The sequence below is a fragment of the Pseudoalteromonas undina genome, from assembly GCF_000238275.3.
GTDB classification, from domain to species: domain Bacteria; phylum Pseudomonadota; class Gammaproteobacteria; order Enterobacterales; family Alteromonadaceae; genus Pseudoalteromonas; species Pseudoalteromonas undina.
The window spans coordinates 83,986-100,457 of record NZ_AHCF03000004.1 but is presented as its reverse complement, the minus strand read 5'-3'; the positions used below and the strand labels follow the sequence as shown (position 1 = coordinate 100,457).

The following is a 16,472-nucleotide window of genomic DNA, read 5'->3' as shown; positions in this document are numbered from 1 at the left end:
AGAAAATTTGCTATTTAGTTGTTCTCGGCAATAACTCCTGCATTGCTCTACCTTCTGCATCCATGCAGTCGTAAATGAGAATTTTTTAACGCAGGTAGCGACACGTTTACCCCCGTAAAATGATTAAGTATTATTTCGGATTGGTATAAATTCAGCACAGGCAAAGTGTTAAAGTCATCAGAAGAAGTGGCCCAGAGGCTAACTAGCGGTGAAATGCTATGCGTTCAACTATGATGTCGGATAGCGATGAATTTAATTTTTAACGTAACGGTTAATGTAAGGTTTATACTCAGATTCAGCTTTAAGTTGCTTTAGAGCTTGATTAAAACGTTCTACAACCACAGGTGAAGCAGCTTTATTAAAACCAATATAATTGCCTTTTAGCTCATCTACATGAATTTGTTTAAGCTTTACTAAATCATCTCTAGAGTAGCCAAATGGTTCGGTTTGATGGCCTATGGTAAAGTCAGATCCAATAATTAAATCGATACGTTTTTTAAAAAACAAACGCATAAATGAGTCTGCTTCACTAAATAGCAATAAGTTTTTATCAGCTACAAACCCAAGTCGACGCACCAGCATTTCATAAATATCGCCTCGCACTATGCCTAACGAATAGTTCTTAGCTTGGGTGATATCGTCCATGACAATATGTTCACTGGTTTTTAATTTATAAAAATAGGTTTGATTTGACACCAAGGGTCCAACCCATTTAAAAAGAGGTTCTCGCTCTTGCGTTTTTGCCAAAGAAAAAATGGCTGACTGCGGGTTACTTTGCACTAAGTGGTAAGCACGCTTCCAAGGTAGCATTATAAACTCGCACTCTAGCGCTGCACGGGCACAGGTATCTTTTACTATGTCATGATTGATACCCACCAATTGGCCAGTGCCATCTTGAAAGTTATACGGAGGAAAACTTTCGGTATAAATAACCAGTTTAGGCTCAGCAGCCTGAATTTTTTGGCTAAATAACAGCACAAAAGCTAATAGTATAAATTTATAGATACACACCCCCTATGATTTAAGTAATAACTTTAACCTAGAAAACTCGTTGAGACTATTAATTTATAACGCTGTTTGTAATGTTAAAATAGCAGATGACGTAAATAGAAATAAAATGACGGGAATGTTAAAGCGGTGGTGGGATGTTCTTAAATTTTGGGCACAAAAAAAGCGCCTTAAGCGCTTTTTTTCATTTTACTTAAAAAGTAAAATTATAGAGCTGTGATGTTATCAGCTTGAGGACCTTTTTGACCTTGTGAAAGAGTGAACTCTACACGTTGGCCTTCAGCTAAAGTTTTGAAACCTTCGCTTTTGATTGCTGAGAAATGTGCGAAAACGTCTGGACCGTTTTCTTGCTCGATGAAACCAAAACCTTTAGACTCGTTGAACCACTTAACTGTACCTGATACGATGTTAGACATAGTATTATTCCTGATATAAAAAATTAAATTGTGCCCTAATGGGCGGTGTAGCAAAAAATGAGATGGTACTTAAAAACTTCAGGACGGTACTACAAGTATTACTTATACAACAACGAAATGGAGATTTATAAATTATCATGCTTTCTTTCTAGCTGCGGCCTACTATATAGAGTTACTGTGACAAGTCAACCCTTTACGCGATTTAATTAATAAAATAACCCTCGCAACCCACTTTACATGTTAAGCACTTGTTTAGGCGGCTTAAAATTCAAATTCTAACGCCATTCTAAAGCTATGATTCTTCTCTGACTGGCTGATTTCAGTAATAAAACCGGCTTCCCACTTTAATTGTTTTTGTCCATCAAAGCGGTGCAAGCCTATAAACCCAGGGCCAATACCCACAAAGTCTTCACCAAGATAAACCTCAACCGCGGGCTGAAAAGCAGACAAGTACCGGTAGCGATATTGCGCTCTAAACTCGCTTTCCCATTCGTTTTCTATATCTTGCCCCCATTCGTATACTAAAAAAGCATTCATGGTGAGGCTTGCACGACCAAACTCTTTTTCAATTACAAAACCAGAGGTTGCTTCGTATGCGTCGGCGTCATGCTGTTTTTCAAATTCAAATAACGCGCCCCAATCAGCCCATAGCCTGCCCTGCTCTATTAACTGCCAACGAAGCTCTAACTCATACGCTTGCAAGCCAAAGTCACCGTTATCATCGCGCTCACCCACGATGTAGCCTTCCAATGCCATGGTGTCGTTTATTGCGCCGCCTAAGCCAACGCGCTGCGCTAAAATATTACCACTATCAGTTTGATGCGACACAAGCCGCCATTCTAGCTCGCGCTCAAACGGCAACACATACGGGTGATAAACTTTATCTACTACTATGCCATCAGCATAAGCCAGCTTAGGTATTAATAAACAAAAACCAATTAATACAGTGGCTGCAAATAGGTTTATTGCTTTCATGGTTTTTCCTTAGTTATTGATTTAGGAATAAAATAACAAACAGATAAAAATAACACGCTGCTCAACGCATAGCTTAAAACACTGGTTAAATTAGGCGTAGCCTCATAACCAATCAGAGCGCGCAATACTCGTCCAAACTCTGAGTTTTCGGTTAAAATGGCACGTAAATCCCATACGGTTACCGTTGTTGCTATCAAATCAATTTGGCTCGCCAAATCAAGCGCCACAACTAGTTTTGCCGCACTATTTAATGCTAACAATACCAATAAAGGGGTAAGTCCAAAGCGCTGTTTGATTGCACTCAATAAAAAATACAACAACACGCTAAAGCTGCTGCATATTCCCAAACCTAAAAAAGTGCCAATAAATAAACTTTGTGCCGCTTCGTTGTTTTGCCAAAAGCCAATCAGGTAAATAATGTAGTGACTTAAATAAAGTGTCATTACGCTGATAATCGCAATCATAAAAGCAGCTGTTGCTTGTTTAATGGCGTAGTACAGTGCACTAATAAAAATTAAAATACACAAACCAATTTGGGCATATTCTAAACCCTGATAGTCAAACAAGGGGCTAATTAACGGCGCACTTTTTACAAACAAAAATGAAAGCCCGATCCCTAAAATAAGCCCTCCCAGCAATTTCATTAAACTTTGCTTGGCTACAACTTGGAGTAAAATAAGTAAAATGGCCACCGGCAGTAACTGGTTTAGACTCATCACTAGGCTAGTTATTAGCATTAGAACGCTCCTTTTCAGTCACTATGACAGCACCACGCGCCGTATTGGGCGAAAACTCGCCAAAAAATTCATAGCGCCCAGGGATTAACGGCCCGATATAAATAACGCTTTTGCGCTTAGGGTAAAGTACTTTCTCTCGATTGAGATCGAAACTGTCGAACTCTTCAGGCGTACTATCTTGATTTTCGATTAACAAGCGTACCTTTTTATTGGCCGGCACGACGATTTCTGCGGGGTAAAACAAATGATCTTTAAGTACAATAAGATAGTCTTTACTGGCGGCGTTAAATGATAAAAATACACAACAATATAAGTAAGGCCTAATAAGTCGTTTAATCACATTTAGCTCCTGCAAAAACTACCTGTACTTTTAAGCCACCCAAATCACTATCCGTTAAGTGAATTTCAGCGCGATAAATAGCAATAATATGCTGCACTATTGCCATGCCTAAACCCGCACCTTGTTCACCCGAAGGGTGTTGGTCACCGCCAACACGATAGAAGCGATTAAATATCCGTTGTTTTTGATCGTCCGTCATACCTGGACCACTGTCTTCTATTTGCCAAATACGCTGCTTGTGCATCTGCTTTAGAGTTATTTTTATTTGTCCATTAGCTGGTGCGTACTTTATGGCATTGCTAAGTAGGTTTGAAATCAACGTCACTAAGGTAAATTCATCACCGTTAATGATAAAGTCATCTCCCTCAAGACTGATAGTGTGGTTTTTAGCCTCTATTTTTTCATACAACTGGCTAACACCTTCTTGCGTGATCGCTAATAATGATTGCTCCTTAAACTGTTTTTGCCACTGCTCTGGCTGAGTACGCCCTAGTATTAGCATTTGCTCTACTATATTGGACAGTCGATTAATACCTTGAGTCATGGCTTGTAATTCTTGGTTATCCCCTTGTTGAGCAGCCAAATTATGCACATTAATTTTTAAACTGCTCAGGGGAGTACGTAATTCATGTGCCGCATCAGAGGCAAAAAAACGCTCTCGTAAATAGGCGGTTTCTACGCGTTTAAATAAATCGTTTAAGCGGCTGATCACCGGTTTTATCTCTTCATCAGTCACCTGCCAATTGATCGCTGTGAAATCATTTGCTTGGCGCAGAGCTAACTGTTTTGATAAACGGGTTAATGGTGCCAGTGCATATTTAACAAAAAAGCTAATAAATAGCGCAAGCAAAGGAACCGCCCAAAGCATAGGCAACATGGCTGATAAAATCACCGCCTCGGCAAGTTCAAACCGCTTAGCAATCGGCTCGGCAACAACCACGGTGCGTAAAGAAGTGACAAAAACGAATACCCGCATTCGCTGCCCTGCAATATTAAGCGTTTGAAAACCCGCTTGATACTGGTTCAAATCAAGATTTAATTCGTCAGAGCCACTAAGGAGCTCACCAGCTTGCCAAATTTGATACAGTAACTGGGCGCTTTCTTGCATTTTTGGCGCCATGGCGTTTATAGATAAAGGCTGTTGCATCAACACTCCAGCGACTACTTTTAGCTCACTATCAAGTAGTTGCTCACCATGGCTCATACTTTTTTGGTAGCCTTTGACTAAAGCTAAAAAGCACGTTAACACCATCATTGATAGTAAAATAAGAGTTAAACGCTTACGAATTGACATAGAGTATGGTTACCTTTGTAAATTCAAGTTTGTGCAATCTAGGGGCGTTTTAATCACGTGAACTATCTCTTTCCCACGACATAACCAATACCACGGAGAGTTTTAATAAAATCGCTGGGGAATTTTTTTCGTAGGTGATGAATATGCACTTCAATGGTGTTAGAGCCAACCTCTTCACCCCATTGATAGAGTTTATTTTCTAACTGCTGTTTAGATTGCACGCGACCTTGGTTTTCCAATAGTGCCTTTAGCAGCATGTATTCTTTTCGTGGCAGAGAAAGCAGCTCATCGCTGAGTGTGACACTATGCGCTGACGTGTCCATAGTCACTTCACCACACTGTAATAAACTCGACTGAGCTTGATTTACTCGTCGGCTTGCTACGCGCAAACGAGCAAATAATTCGGCTGGTTCAAATGGCTTAGCTAAATAATCATCAGCGCCCATATCAAGCCCTTGCACCTTGTCATCTATGCTACTTCGTGCAGTTAGTATAACCACCGGAATCACTTTTTTTTGCGCTTTTATGTGCTTTAAAATTTGTGAACCATCACCATCGGGTAAACCTAGGTCAAGTATAACCAACTCTATTTCACCACTGCCTAAGCATTGCAATGCATGCTTAACCGTTGCGCTATGCTCTACACTGTAGCCTTCTTGGCGCAATGAGCGGCAAAGCCCTTGCGCCACAAGATTATCATCTTCAACTAATAATAAATGCATTGTTTATTTTGCTATCTCTTTAGTTTTTTATCTACTTTAGCCAATAAAGAGCTAATTGCTTGTTGACGATATTTATCAGCTTTAGCACGAGTATCACGAATACCTGCTGCTTGCGCAACTAACAAATGGGCTTTAGCTTGCTCATATTCACGTTCGTCATATAAAAACTCACCATACAAGTAGTTAGTATCAATGCCTTTTTTGTTAAAAGCGAGCGCTTGCTTAAAAAACTTGTCGGCGGTGTCATCATCACCAAAACCAATAGGCCACCCCGGTACTTTACTGTATAAGGTTGCTAGGCTGGCATACGCTGAGCCACCTAAAGCACTGTCGTCTATTTTAAGGGCTTGCTCTAATGACGCTTTTGCATCTTTAGCATAGCCCAGCGCCCCTAACCCGCCTTTTGCGCCAGCAAAACTGGCCAGTACAATGCCGTTCCACGTATAGCTATTTGCTGAATCAGGGTAGCTTTCAATAAATTGAGCACTTTGCTCACTTAGTTGAGTAAAGGCTTTGATTTGTGCATCATCTTTAAGCTCATAATTAGCGACAGCCCACTGCTGTTGAATAGCGAGTAAATCGCTTTGTTCGTCTGCAAATACCGACGATGAAAACACACTAACAATGCTTAAATAAGCTACTAAAGTAAATTTTTTCATAATAAATCCTCTATTAACCTAAAAACTGTTTTATTTTAGGGAGCTGTTTAGCAATTGCGTTATCCACAATACGTGGAAAAACACCATTGATACGTGCAAAAAGTTTCTCAGGAAAACCAATAAATCGTCTGGTTTTATTTGAGTTTAATAACGCAACTAACTCATCAGCCACCAACTGCGGGGAGTCCATTTGATTACCAAACGCCTTATTCATTGCTCGTGTTTGTGCATCATTAATATCTGTATCGGTTGCTCTTGGTGCTAAATAACTAACTTTAACGGGTGTATCTGAAAGCTCTCGTGATAGCGCTTCGCTAAAACCACGTAAACCGAACTTACTAGCACAGTAAAGTGTTTGATATGGGTAACCTATACTGCCAAATGACGACCCAACATTAACTATGGAGCCTTTATTCGCATGCAATTGCGCTAAAAACAGCTGACATAATTTCATAGGGACGGCTAAATTAGTGCTCAGTAGATTATCAATTTGCTCACTACTCGATGCACTTAAGCTTTGCATTACATTAATGCCTGCATTGTTTATGAGTAACTTAGCGCCCCCTAATTTTTTGGCTTTAATGGCGAGTGCCAACATGTTTTCGGCAACCTTTAAATCCCCCACAAAAACCATACTACCGGGACATTGGCTACTTAGCGTATTGAGGGCATCACTATTTCGCCCCACCAAGAGTAGTTGCCAACCTTGGCCGTGTAGTGTTTTGGCAATGGCTTGACCAATTCCACCTGTCGCACCAGTTAATACACATAAGCCGGTATTCATGCGTGTTGCTCTTGTGCTGATGCTTTAAAAAACGGCTCGTCGTCTAAAGCGCGAAAAATATCGCCGTACAAACGGTAAAAACATTTTGCGCCATGTAAAATAGCCTGCTGATCCGCCTCGTCGGTAATTTGATTCATTAGGTTTTCAAAAAACTTAACATGCTCTATATCAAGCGCGCCGTGAGAGGTTAGATAGCTAAACGCTTTTTTAGGAAGTCCTACTGCATTTGCTATGTTTGATGCGGCACCGTCGGCTAGCGCAATTGAGGTCCCTTCTAATACGTGCACCATGCCAAAAAAGCTAAGCGGATTTTTACGTGCAATACTATCGTAGGCATACGACACCATCATTTCAGTGGCGAATTGTGGCTGACTATGGCGCACACATTCTTTATCAAACCCACAGGCTGCAATGTCGTTTAGCACCCACTCTTGATGACCAATTTCTTCTTCAATATATTCAGCTACCGCTTCACGTAACCATTCTTGCTCATCAGTTAAACGTGCGCCAAGTGACATCATTAAAGGAACGGTGTGTTTTACATGATGATAAGCCTGCGCTAAAAACGAGGCATACTCTTCAAGCGTTGCTTGTCCGTAAAATACACGCTGTATAATTGGCGCAGCTAATAAGTACTCACGCTCGTTTTGAGTTTGTGCTTTTAATGTATTAAAAAAATCACTCATGGATCACTTCTCCAAGTCGGTAAAACTGTTCAAAAATAGGGCTGTAGTGCTGACTGATTGCCGCTCGTTTAGGGCGATTATTAGCGGTTAATAACCCTTGCTGCTCGCTTAAAGGTTGGGCTAAACGGTGCCACTTTTTAATCTGTGCGTAGTCAGGAAGTTGCTGGTTTACTGTTTTTAAATGTGCTTTTAATTGCTCATCACTAAATCCGGGAGCCGCATAAATAAGCGCGCTTAAAAATGGCTGGCTTTCACCAAACACCACCGCTTGCTGTATCGCACTTTGGCTTAAAATTAATGATTCAGGCCATTCGGCGCTAACATTACGCCCCATACTGGTGATGATCAGATTTTTTACTCGCCCTTTTATGTACAGCTTATTATTACGCTTAGATACTAAGTCGCCAGTGGCGTACCAGATATTTGGGTTATGCGGCGCTTGATTTAAATACCCTAAAAATAACGACCCTTTAATAAATAACTCATCATTTTCAACTTTCGTTTCAACGTGCCCTAATACTTCACCAGCACTATTTATGTCGTCATAGTTGGGGGTGTTTAAACTCACTACTGAAGCAGCCTCAGACAAACCATAACCTTGATAAACCGGTAGGTTATATTCTCGTGCAGTTAAAATTAAAGATTCACTAACCCGTGCTCCGCCAACAGCAATAAACTTAAGTGACTTTGGTGGCTGCCAGCCTTGTTTTGCAAAGGCAACTAAACACGTTAATAACTCAGGTACTAAAATAAGGGTGTTAGGTTTTACACTATCGATTGCACCAATGAGTTTGTTAGGGTTTTTTAACCCTGAGCCAACAAAACCTAATTCGTTTAGCGGCATTAAATGTACACAACCGCCACTTAACAAAGGCGCATACACACCCGCTATATTTTCCAATAGTACTGGCAGCGGAAGTAAGCATAAATGCACGGGGTTACTAATGTTTATTTGCTCATATAATGACTGAGCTACCTGCATCTGGCTTTGTGTTGATAAGCACACCCCTTTTGGCTCACCAGTAGAACCTGAAGTAAATGTAATTTTTTGCGTACCAGTAAAATAGTCCACGGGCTCAATCGCATCGAGCTGATAAATATAAAGGGTATAATGCTCAAATAATGTTACCGACAATGAATGCTTACCAAGCGAATGACGAGGCATATCACTAATAAAAAACTGCGCACCGCATTGCGCTAGCACATACTGTGTTTGCTGCTGACTAAAAAAATGGGCGATAGGCACCGCAACCTTGTTTGCAGCACTGGTTGCGGCATCAACAACCAGCCAAGCTGGAGTATTATCAAGCTGGAAGGCAATTGCACCAGAATCTAAAGCGTTAAAAATAGCTGTCAGCTTATTAGTTTCTTGTTGTAACTCCAAAACGCTAATAGGCATCACTTTATTGGCTAAGTAACTAACAACCACAGGCTCATTCGCTACCTTATTAATATTATTTAATAGGCTCATATGCTCTCCAACGCAGTCATCAAGGCATTAATTTGTTGTGTATTTTGCTGTTTAATATTTAACAGCATGGGTGTGTTAAGTACTTGCTGATGTGCCTGCGCTAAATTAACAATGCACACCGTAGGCTGATTCTCATAATAGCTACCCCAGCTCTTTGGCTGATCTACTACAGTGCTATTAGCCAGTGCAATTTCGTTGCAGGTAACACCTAGTAGGCGCAGTAAGGCGCGTACTTTTTTGGTAGCGCAAAACACTAAGTAGCTCGCGCCAAAGCCGCGCAAAGCTTCATTTACAATAATAAAATGAGATAGCGTGGCTTTACGATGTGTTGAGCAAAGGTTACCTAGCTCAAACACCTTATTTCGCGGTGTGCATGGTGGTAAAAATTGTTCAATGGCCGCAGCTAAATATTGTTCAATGAATAAAGGGGAAGTAGCGTTTCTGAGCCCTAATGTGCAATGCCCTTGCACAGTTTTATACTGACAGAGTAATGGCATAAATGAGGTTAGGCTTGCATTATACGCAGCGAAAAAGCCTTGTTTTACTGTATCTTCAAGGCGCTGACGGTGTTTATCACTTTGTGTAGCACTAACAAAATGAAAAGGCTGTTGAAACAGCGCAGCTGAGGAATGATGTTGAGCTAGTTGCATATAAGCATCGCCTGTATTAAATCTATAGATAAAATTTAATCAGTGAAACTTAAATAAAACTTAAGGTAAGTTAATTTTTAAAAATAAATTTAATTTTAGCTGGCGATCACACTTTTATTACGACCCGTTTCTTTAGCGTGATAGAGCGCTTTGTCAGCGCATTTATATACTTGGTTAATATCATCGCTATGCTGTGGCCAAGTAGCGATACCAATCGATACATTTATATAGCCTACTTTTGCCATCAATGTGGTGGCTACTTGGTTGCGTAAACGCTCAGCAATAACAAATGCACTATCACTATTTTCGTTTGGCAACACCAGTAAAAACTCTTCTCCACCAGTGCGTGCCACAATATCATGCTTGCGCGATAACGACTGTATAATATGAGTAAGGTTTTTTAATACTTCATCACCCGTATCATGGCCAAACGTATCATTAACCCGTTTAAAAAAGTCGATATCAATTTCAAGCACAGCAAACGGTATTTGCTTATCCATTAGGTTTTCAAGCAATATGTTTAAGCCCCGCCTATTATGCGCGCCAGTTAGCGGATCGGTGAGTGCATCTTGACGTAATTGCCCCATTTGCGATTGCAAAGTATGAACGCCTTCTAGCATTGCATGTTTAAGCTGCTGACTTTCAAAGTACCAAGACTTAATACCTTTGAGGTGTTCTACGTTTTTCTTATCGGTTGATAAGTTAGCGCTATCGGCTAACAGTCTTAATGGCTTAGCAATATAGTGAGCTAACATAGCAATTAATAAAAAAGTAATGAGTACTATGGGTAACATTCGCTTAAGCACCTGCCCTTGAAAAGTATCTAGTTTTGCAAGTGTTGTCGCTTCACTTCGCTGGGCAACAATCCCCCAATTCGCGAGCTTAACGGGCGCAAACCCAGCAAGCATAGCTGTTCCTTGACCATTTAAAATCCGAGTGTAACCACGTTCACCTTGCAACACTCGCTCTATTACTGGGTTATTAGATACTTGCTCGCCAATGCGCTTAGAATCAGGATGGTAAAGTAAGGTTTTGTTATCAGCAACCACATAAAAGTAAGCCCCGCCATCGTAACTATGCTGTTTTAACAAGGCATTTAAAATACTCTGCTGCTCTAAGTAAAAGCTACCGCCAATATAACCATAATAATTCCCTGCCAGATCAAACAGAGGATAGGAGACAACAATAATTAAATTATTAGCCAGCGAAATGTAAGGCAGGCTAACCTGCGGCTGCTGCGATTTAAGAGCCTGCTTAGAGTGGACTGAATTAACGGTTTTATTAATTATATTTAAAGACACAGGTGAAGCTGCTTTAACCACACCTTGCATATTGATAGCAACCGAATTAAAACTCTGAGTTTGCTCTAAAAGGCGGTTGGTTTCAGCTTGGAGTAACTCAGTGTTGGTAATATCTTCAGCAATAATACTGGCTGAAAACTCAAGTTGCTGCATTGCTGCTGCTAAAAAGTGCTCAGTTGCTGAAGCTAGCTTACTAGCAAATACATGATTACTTTGCAGGGTATCTTCAATAACTCGTTCTTTTTGAACCTGATAACTAATATATAAACCACTAAACAAAATAGCAGCTGCAGCGGGCATAGCTAACAAAAGAATTAATTGCCTGAGGTTAAAAGTAAATGGTAATCGAAAACGCAACTTAATATCATCCTAAGCAAATAAAAACGACTGCTATGCACTGCATACACAATTAATATAATACATAAATAGAACTAAGTGGCCTAATTTTTGTTATTTTAAGGATAATTAAATCATACGATTTATATTTGCTGGGTTTTGCAGTTAAGCTCAATAATAGTTAAGCTGCGTGCACTTTATTTTTATTTAGCCTTGGGGTGTGTGTTGCTAAATAAGTACTTGTTATCGTCTTCTCTTTTTTTAATCGGATGTTTCATGCCAATAAAATCTTCTTTTGCCGATTCTGCGCTGTCACTTAAACAGCAACTTGGGCAAAAGCTCATGCTCGATTTACGCTATTTTTGTGACCAAGGCAGTAGTAAACGCTGCAGAACGCCATTAACCAAATTGCCCGACACTCTTGCAAAAGCAATTAGTCGTTATGATATTGGCGGGGTAATTTTGTTTTCTGAAAATACCCAAAGCATCGAACAAATTATTAGCCTTAATCAGCAACTACAACAAGCTGCATCTGCATCAAAATCAGGCTTACCGCTGTTTATTTCTATTGACCAGGAGGGCGGACGCGTTGCTCGCTTACCTCGCGATGTGGCAACCTCATTCACCGGTAATATGTCAATTGGCGCAACTTACCCTGAGCATGGCACTTATTTCGCAACCCAAACGGCGAACGTATTGGCTACTGAACTCTCAGCGCTTGGCATTAATGTAAATTATGCGCCAACGGTTGATGTGAACATGAATCCTGACAATCCGGTCATTAATGTACGATCTTTTAGTGAAAACCCCGACGAAGTAGCGGTAATGGGTGCGGCACAAGTTAGTGAATTTGAAAAAAACGGGATTATTAGCGCTATAAAGCACTTTCCAGGACATGGCGATACCAATGTAGATAGCCATACAGGCTTACCTAAAGTGATGCATTCAAAAGAAGCTATTTACGCTCAAGATTTAGCGCCCTTTAAACACATTATTGAGCAGCATAGTCCTGGGATGATAATGACCGCGCATATTCAATACCCTGAGCTTGATAGCAGTACATTAACCAATGTAGAGGGTAAGCAAATGATAAAACCCGCGACCATGTCGCGTAAAATCATGACCGATATTCTTCGTAAAGAGCTTAACTATCAAGGCGTAGTGGTAACCGATGCACTGGATATGGCCGGTATAAGTCATTTTTTCAGCCCTACCCAAGCAGTTGTAAACACTTTTGCAGCTGGGGTTGATATAGCGCTAATGCCAATAGAAATTAGAACGCCTGAGGATATAAATAAGCTTGATGCGCTCATTGACTCTTTAATTAGTGCGGTTAAAACAGGGCAACTAGACGCACATGAAATTGCCCATTCGACGCAGCGTATTACCTCGCTTAAAAGTAAGTTTAAATTAAACGCTTTGCCTAACCCCATTAATGCATTGGCTAATGCAAAACACATTATTGGTAATAAAGCACATCGTGAATTAGAAGCATCCCTGGCATTAGCGGCAATTACCCAAATAAAAAATAACAATAATACCTTGCCGCTTAAACTTGGCGCTGATCAGCATATTCATATTATTATGCCTGACACCCGCAAGTGCATGGCAATGCAACAAGCAATTAGTGCGTTAAGTTCACAACCACTCAGTTTTAGTTGCAGCAGCTTACAGGGCTTTGACCCAGATGAAGCGCAGCGCAACATAAACCAAGCAAGTATTGTTATTGCTGGCAATGCAACGCCGAACCAAAGTGCCGTGGAAATTGGCGGTATGGATGATTTAGCCGATAACCCAAACTTTGCCTTAAATAACGCAGAGCAACCCAAAGCGCTTGAATCATTACTAAAAATGGCTAAACAAAAAAACACTCCAACGGTATTTATTAGTTTGCGAGCACCGTATGATATTGCTCAATTTGGTAACTATGCTGATGCAGTACTTGCCTCATACGCCTACAATATTGATGTAGATAAAAACGATCTGGTGTCTGGGCCTGCTTTTACTGCACTGGCAAAAGTATTATTTGGCCAAGCCCCTGCAAAAGGCCAGTTACCAGTCACTATTAAACAATCGAAGAGCCATTAATATGAAACTTAATTGTGATTTAGGCGAGAGCTTTGGTGCATGGCAAATGGGCCTTGATAACGACGTTATGCCACATATTGATATGGCAAATATTGCTTGTGGCTTTCATGCTGGTGATTCGAGTGTAATGGCGCATACCCTAAAGCTAGCTAAACAACATAATGTTATGATTGGCGCTCATCCAAGCTACCCTGATAAACAAGGGTTTGGTAGGCGCTCAATGAGTATGAGTGTGGCTGAGCTCACTCAATGTTTGCATTATCAAATAGCTGCCCTTGATGGCATGGCAAAAGTACAAGGGCTAACCCTTAGCTATGTAAAACCCCATGGTGCGCTGTATAATGACATGATGAACAACCAGCAATTGCTTACCACTGTTATGGGTGCGGTTGCCAGTTACCCTGCTAACTTAAAGTTGATGATACTCGCCACAGCCGATGCCAAGCTACATCAAACAATGGCATGGCACCTTGGGCTCACACTGATATTAGAGGCGTTCGCAGACAGGCAATACACAGACCAAGGGCAATTAGTAGCACGAAATATACCGGGCAGTGTGCATAGCAAAGACGCATTATTAGCTCAGGTTAAACAGCTTTTAACCGGTAACAGTGTAACTACTCAATCTGGAAAATCGTTGAAACTAGTTGCTGACAGCATCTGCGTGCATGGCGATAACCCCCAAGGCATTGCAATTATTGAAGAGATAAAAGCGCTTTGCTCAGCCAATAGTTCAAGTTAAAAATACAGATTAAGCTGTAAACCCCCTTTACAGCTTTTGTAACCTCACTGAATTAATGCAATCATAGAGTTAATTATGGGCTTCATCGCATTGTGCTGTTAATTTAATAATCCCTCACTTATAACTGTTCATAAGTTAACAACAGGGATTAATAATGAAACAGTTTTTAGTACTTAGTCTTATATTTAGCGTAAGCCTTTTTGCCAGCGCAAACGACAATACACACACATTGCAACTTCAAGATATATTCAACTTAGAATATGCCAACCAAATAGACATCACCGAAGACGGTAAAACAGTGTATTTCGTTCGTAACCGCATGGATATTAAAACCGATCGCAAAGTCGGTAATATTTGGTCTGTTGATTACAACACAGGACAACTGCAGCCCTTAACATCAGGTGTATTTATGGACTACTCGCCTGTGTTGTCACCCGATGGGCAGCGCCTTGCGTTTATCTCTAACAGAGATGGCAGTAATCAAATATACATGAAGTGGCTTAAAACTGGAGCTGTGGCAAAAATTAGTAACCTTACTAATGCACCTCGCTCAATAACTTGGTCACCTAATTCTAAACACCTAGTGTTTAGTATGTTTGTTCCTGAAATAAGCTCACCTCCTGTCAGTTTGCCTGGCAAACCTAAAGGTGCTAACTGGGCAGAGCCAGCTAAATTTATTGACGATGTTTACTACCGTGCAGATGGCAGTGGCTATAGTCAAAAAGGGTTTAATCAGCTATTTACTCTTAATGCGAATGGCGGCAATGCACAGCAACTCACTGACGATAACTTTGATTACAATGGGGGTGTAAGCTTTAGTAAAAACGGCGAATCACTTTATTTTTCAGCTAATAGACACGCTGAACATGCGCTCAAGCCTACCAATAGTGAAGTGTACCAACTTAATTTAAGCACGTTAAAGATCACCCCACTGACCGACCGTAATGGGCCAGATCAACAACCTCAGGTTTCACCAAACGGTCAGTACCTTGCTTTTACTGGCTACGACGACAAGCGCACTAACTATGAAAATACTCAGCTTTATATTCGTGATTTGAAAACTGGCGATACTCAAAGCCTGACTAGCGATTTCGATCGCAGCGTTGGCCAAATAAAGTGGAGCGCAAATTCAAAAGGCCTCTATTTTAGTTATGCCGATGAAGGCCAAACCGCACTTGCTTATCAACCTCGAAGCGGTAAACGTAAGGTGATTACCGAACAAATAGGTAGTGTGGCGTTTGGGCGCCCTTATTCTGGTGGTGATTTTGATATTAGTGAAAATGGCGATATTGCATTTACACTGGCTGATACTCAGCGTCCAGCTGATGTTGCAACAATAAAGCGTGGCTCAATAAAGCGTTTAACCGATTTGAACTCAGATGCACTACAAACTAAGCAGCTCGCTAAGGTTGAAGAGCTATGGTTAAAATCAAGCCACGACGAGTTACCAATACAAGCCTGGGTTGCTTACCCTCCGGGTTTTGATAAATCAAAAAAATACCCACTGGTGCTTGAAATTCACGGTGGCCCTGTTGCTAACTATGGCCCTCACTTTAGTGCCGAAGTACAACTATTTGCCGCTAAAGGAAATGTCGTTTTATACATGAACCCACGAGGCAGTGACTCGTACGGTAAAGAGTTTGCGCAAACCATTCACCATAATTATCCAAGCAATGATTACGATGATTTAATGACTGGCGTTGACGCGCTAATCGATAAAGGCTTTATTGATAAGTCTAAATTATTCGTTACCGGTGGCTCTGGCGGCGGTGTATTAACCGCGTGGATTGTAGGCCATACGGATCGCTTTGCTGCTGCTGTTGTTGCTAAGCCTGTGATTAATTGGATCAGCTTTGTACTAACTGCTGACTTCTATCCGTTTTTTGCCGATTATTGGTTTCCAGGTAAACCTTGGGACCATATTGAGCATTACATGAAGCGCTCACCAATCAGTTATGTTGGCAATGTTAAAACCCCAACCATGCTTCTGACTGGTGAAGCAGACTATCGTACGCCAATTTCAGAGACAGAGCAGTTTTATCAAGCCTTAAAATTACAGGGGGTTGATACCGCGATGGTGCGCATTCCAAACGCTTCACATGGTATAACTGCCCGTCCATCAAATTTAATGACTAAAGTGGCTTACATTCAGTGGTGGTTTGATAAGCATTCGAAATAAAACGTAGAGTTATGAGTGACGAACTATACAAGCTCGTTGCTCGAAGCTCGAAGCTCGAAGCTCGAAGCTCACAAGTGTAAACCC

At 40.9% G+C, this 16,472-nt stretch carries 16 protein-coding genes; 3 read left to right on the top strand and 13 right to left on the bottom strand.

Features of this window, described 5'->3' with window-relative positions:
• Nucleotides 1-252: 252 nt before the first annotated feature.
• The 13 genes from PUND_RS15540 to PUND_RS15480 all read right to left on the bottom strand — a co-directional run bounded on the left by PUND_RS15540 (nucleotide 253) and on the right by PUND_RS15480 (nucleotide 11,400).
• Nucleotides 253-978: a substrate-binding periplasmic protein gene (locus tag PUND_RS15540; protein WP_235575559.1), complete on the bottom strand. Its 726-nt coding sequence runs from the start codon at nucleotides 976-978 to the stop codon at nucleotides 253-255.
• Between the two features lie 236 nt (nucleotides 979-1,214).
• A complete protein-coding gene (locus PUND_RS15535) occupies nucleotides 1,215-1,424 on the bottom strand; it encodes a cold-shock protein (RefSeq protein WP_008467029.1) in 210 nt (69 codons plus the stop codon).
• Nucleotides 1,425-1,685: 261 nt separating this feature from the next.
• Complete coding sequence (locus PUND_RS15530) at nucleotides 1,686-2,399, bottom strand: hypothetical protein (RefSeq protein ID WP_010388689.1); 714 nt, start codon at nucleotides 2,397-2,399, stop codon at nucleotides 1,686-1,688.
• Nucleotides 2,396-3,136, bottom strand: a complete 741-nt coding sequence (locus tag PUND_RS15525) for an FTR1 family protein (RefSeq protein ID WP_010388690.1) — start codon at nucleotides 3,134-3,136, stop codon at nucleotides 2,396-2,398. Before PUND_RS15525 ends, PUND_RS15530 begins: the two co-directional genes overlap by 4 nt.
• Nucleotides 3,123-3,476 carry a cupredoxin domain-containing protein gene (locus tag PUND_RS15520; protein WP_010388691.1) on the bottom strand — a complete coding sequence of 118 codons (354 nt, stop codon included), beginning with the start codon at nucleotides 3,474-3,476 and terminating at the stop codon, nucleotides 3,123-3,125. Before PUND_RS15520 ends, PUND_RS15525 begins: the two co-directional genes overlap by 14 nt.
• Complete coding sequence (locus tag PUND_RS15515; RefSeq protein WP_010388692.1) at nucleotides 3,469-4,770, bottom strand: ATP-binding protein; 1,302 nt, start codon at nucleotides 4,768-4,770, stop codon at nucleotides 3,469-3,471. Before PUND_RS15515 ends, PUND_RS15520 begins: the two co-directional genes overlap by 8 nt.
• Nucleotides 4,771-4,832: 62 nt before the next feature.
• Complete coding sequence (locus tag PUND_RS15510; protein ID WP_010388693.1) at nucleotides 4,833-5,492, bottom strand: response regulator; 660 nt, start codon at nucleotides 5,490-5,492, stop codon at nucleotides 4,833-4,835.
• Between the two features lie 11 nt (nucleotides 5,493-5,503).
• Nucleotides 5,504-6,151, bottom strand: a complete 648-nt coding sequence (locus PUND_RS15505; RefSeq protein ID WP_010388694.1) for a tetratricopeptide repeat protein — start codon at nucleotides 6,149-6,151, stop codon at nucleotides 5,504-5,506.
• Nucleotides 6,152-6,164: 13 nt separating this feature from the next.
• Nucleotides 6,165-6,935, bottom strand: a complete 771-nt coding sequence (locus PUND_RS15500) for an SDR family oxidoreductase (protein WP_010388696.1) — start codon at nucleotides 6,933-6,935, stop codon at nucleotides 6,165-6,167.
• Nucleotides 6,932-7,621, bottom strand: a complete 690-nt coding sequence (locus PUND_RS15495; protein ID WP_010388697.1) for an iron-containing redox enzyme family protein — start codon at nucleotides 7,619-7,621, stop codon at nucleotides 6,932-6,934. Before PUND_RS15495 ends, PUND_RS15500 begins: the two co-directional genes overlap by 4 nt.
• A complete protein-coding gene (locus tag PUND_RS15490) occupies nucleotides 7,614-9,092 on the bottom strand; it encodes an AMP-binding protein (RefSeq protein ID WP_010388698.1) in 1,479 nt (492 codons plus the stop codon). The genes PUND_RS15495 and PUND_RS15490 overlap by 8 nt, the downstream gene beginning before the upstream one ends.
• A complete protein-coding gene (locus PUND_RS15485; RefSeq protein WP_010388699.1) occupies nucleotides 9,089-9,742 on the bottom strand; it encodes a thermostable hemolysin in 654 nt (217 codons plus the stop codon). Before PUND_RS15485 ends, PUND_RS15490 begins: the two co-directional genes overlap by 4 nt.
• A gap of 95 nt (nucleotides 9,743-9,837) precedes the next feature.
• Entirely contained in the window at nucleotides 9,838-11,400 is a 1,563-nt protein-coding gene (locus tag PUND_RS15480) for a sensor domain-containing diguanylate cyclase (protein WP_010388700.1), read from the bottom strand.
• A 255-nt stretch (nucleotides 11,401-11,655) separates the two neighbouring features.
• On the opposite strand from PUND_RS15480, the gene PUND_RS15475 reads away from it, so the two are divergent.
• From PUND_RS15475 to PUND_RS15465, 3 genes are all read left to right on the top strand, one after another.
• Entirely contained in the window at nucleotides 11,656-13,467 is a 1,812-nt protein-coding gene (locus tag PUND_RS15475) for a glycoside hydrolase family 3 protein (RefSeq protein WP_010388701.1), read from the top strand.
• Between the two features lies 1 nt (nucleotide 13,468).
• Complete coding sequence (locus tag PUND_RS15470) at nucleotides 13,469-14,209, top strand: 5-oxoprolinase subunit PxpA (RefSeq protein WP_010388702.1); 741 nt, start codon at nucleotides 13,469-13,471, stop codon at nucleotides 14,207-14,209.
• Between the two features lie 154 nt (nucleotides 14,210-14,363).
• Nucleotides 14,364-16,388, top strand: a complete 2,025-nt coding sequence (locus tag PUND_RS15465) for a S9 family peptidase (RefSeq protein WP_010388703.1) — start codon at nucleotides 14,364-14,366, stop codon at nucleotides 16,386-16,388.
• The last annotated feature ends 84 nt before the right edge of the window (nucleotides 16,389-16,472 follow it).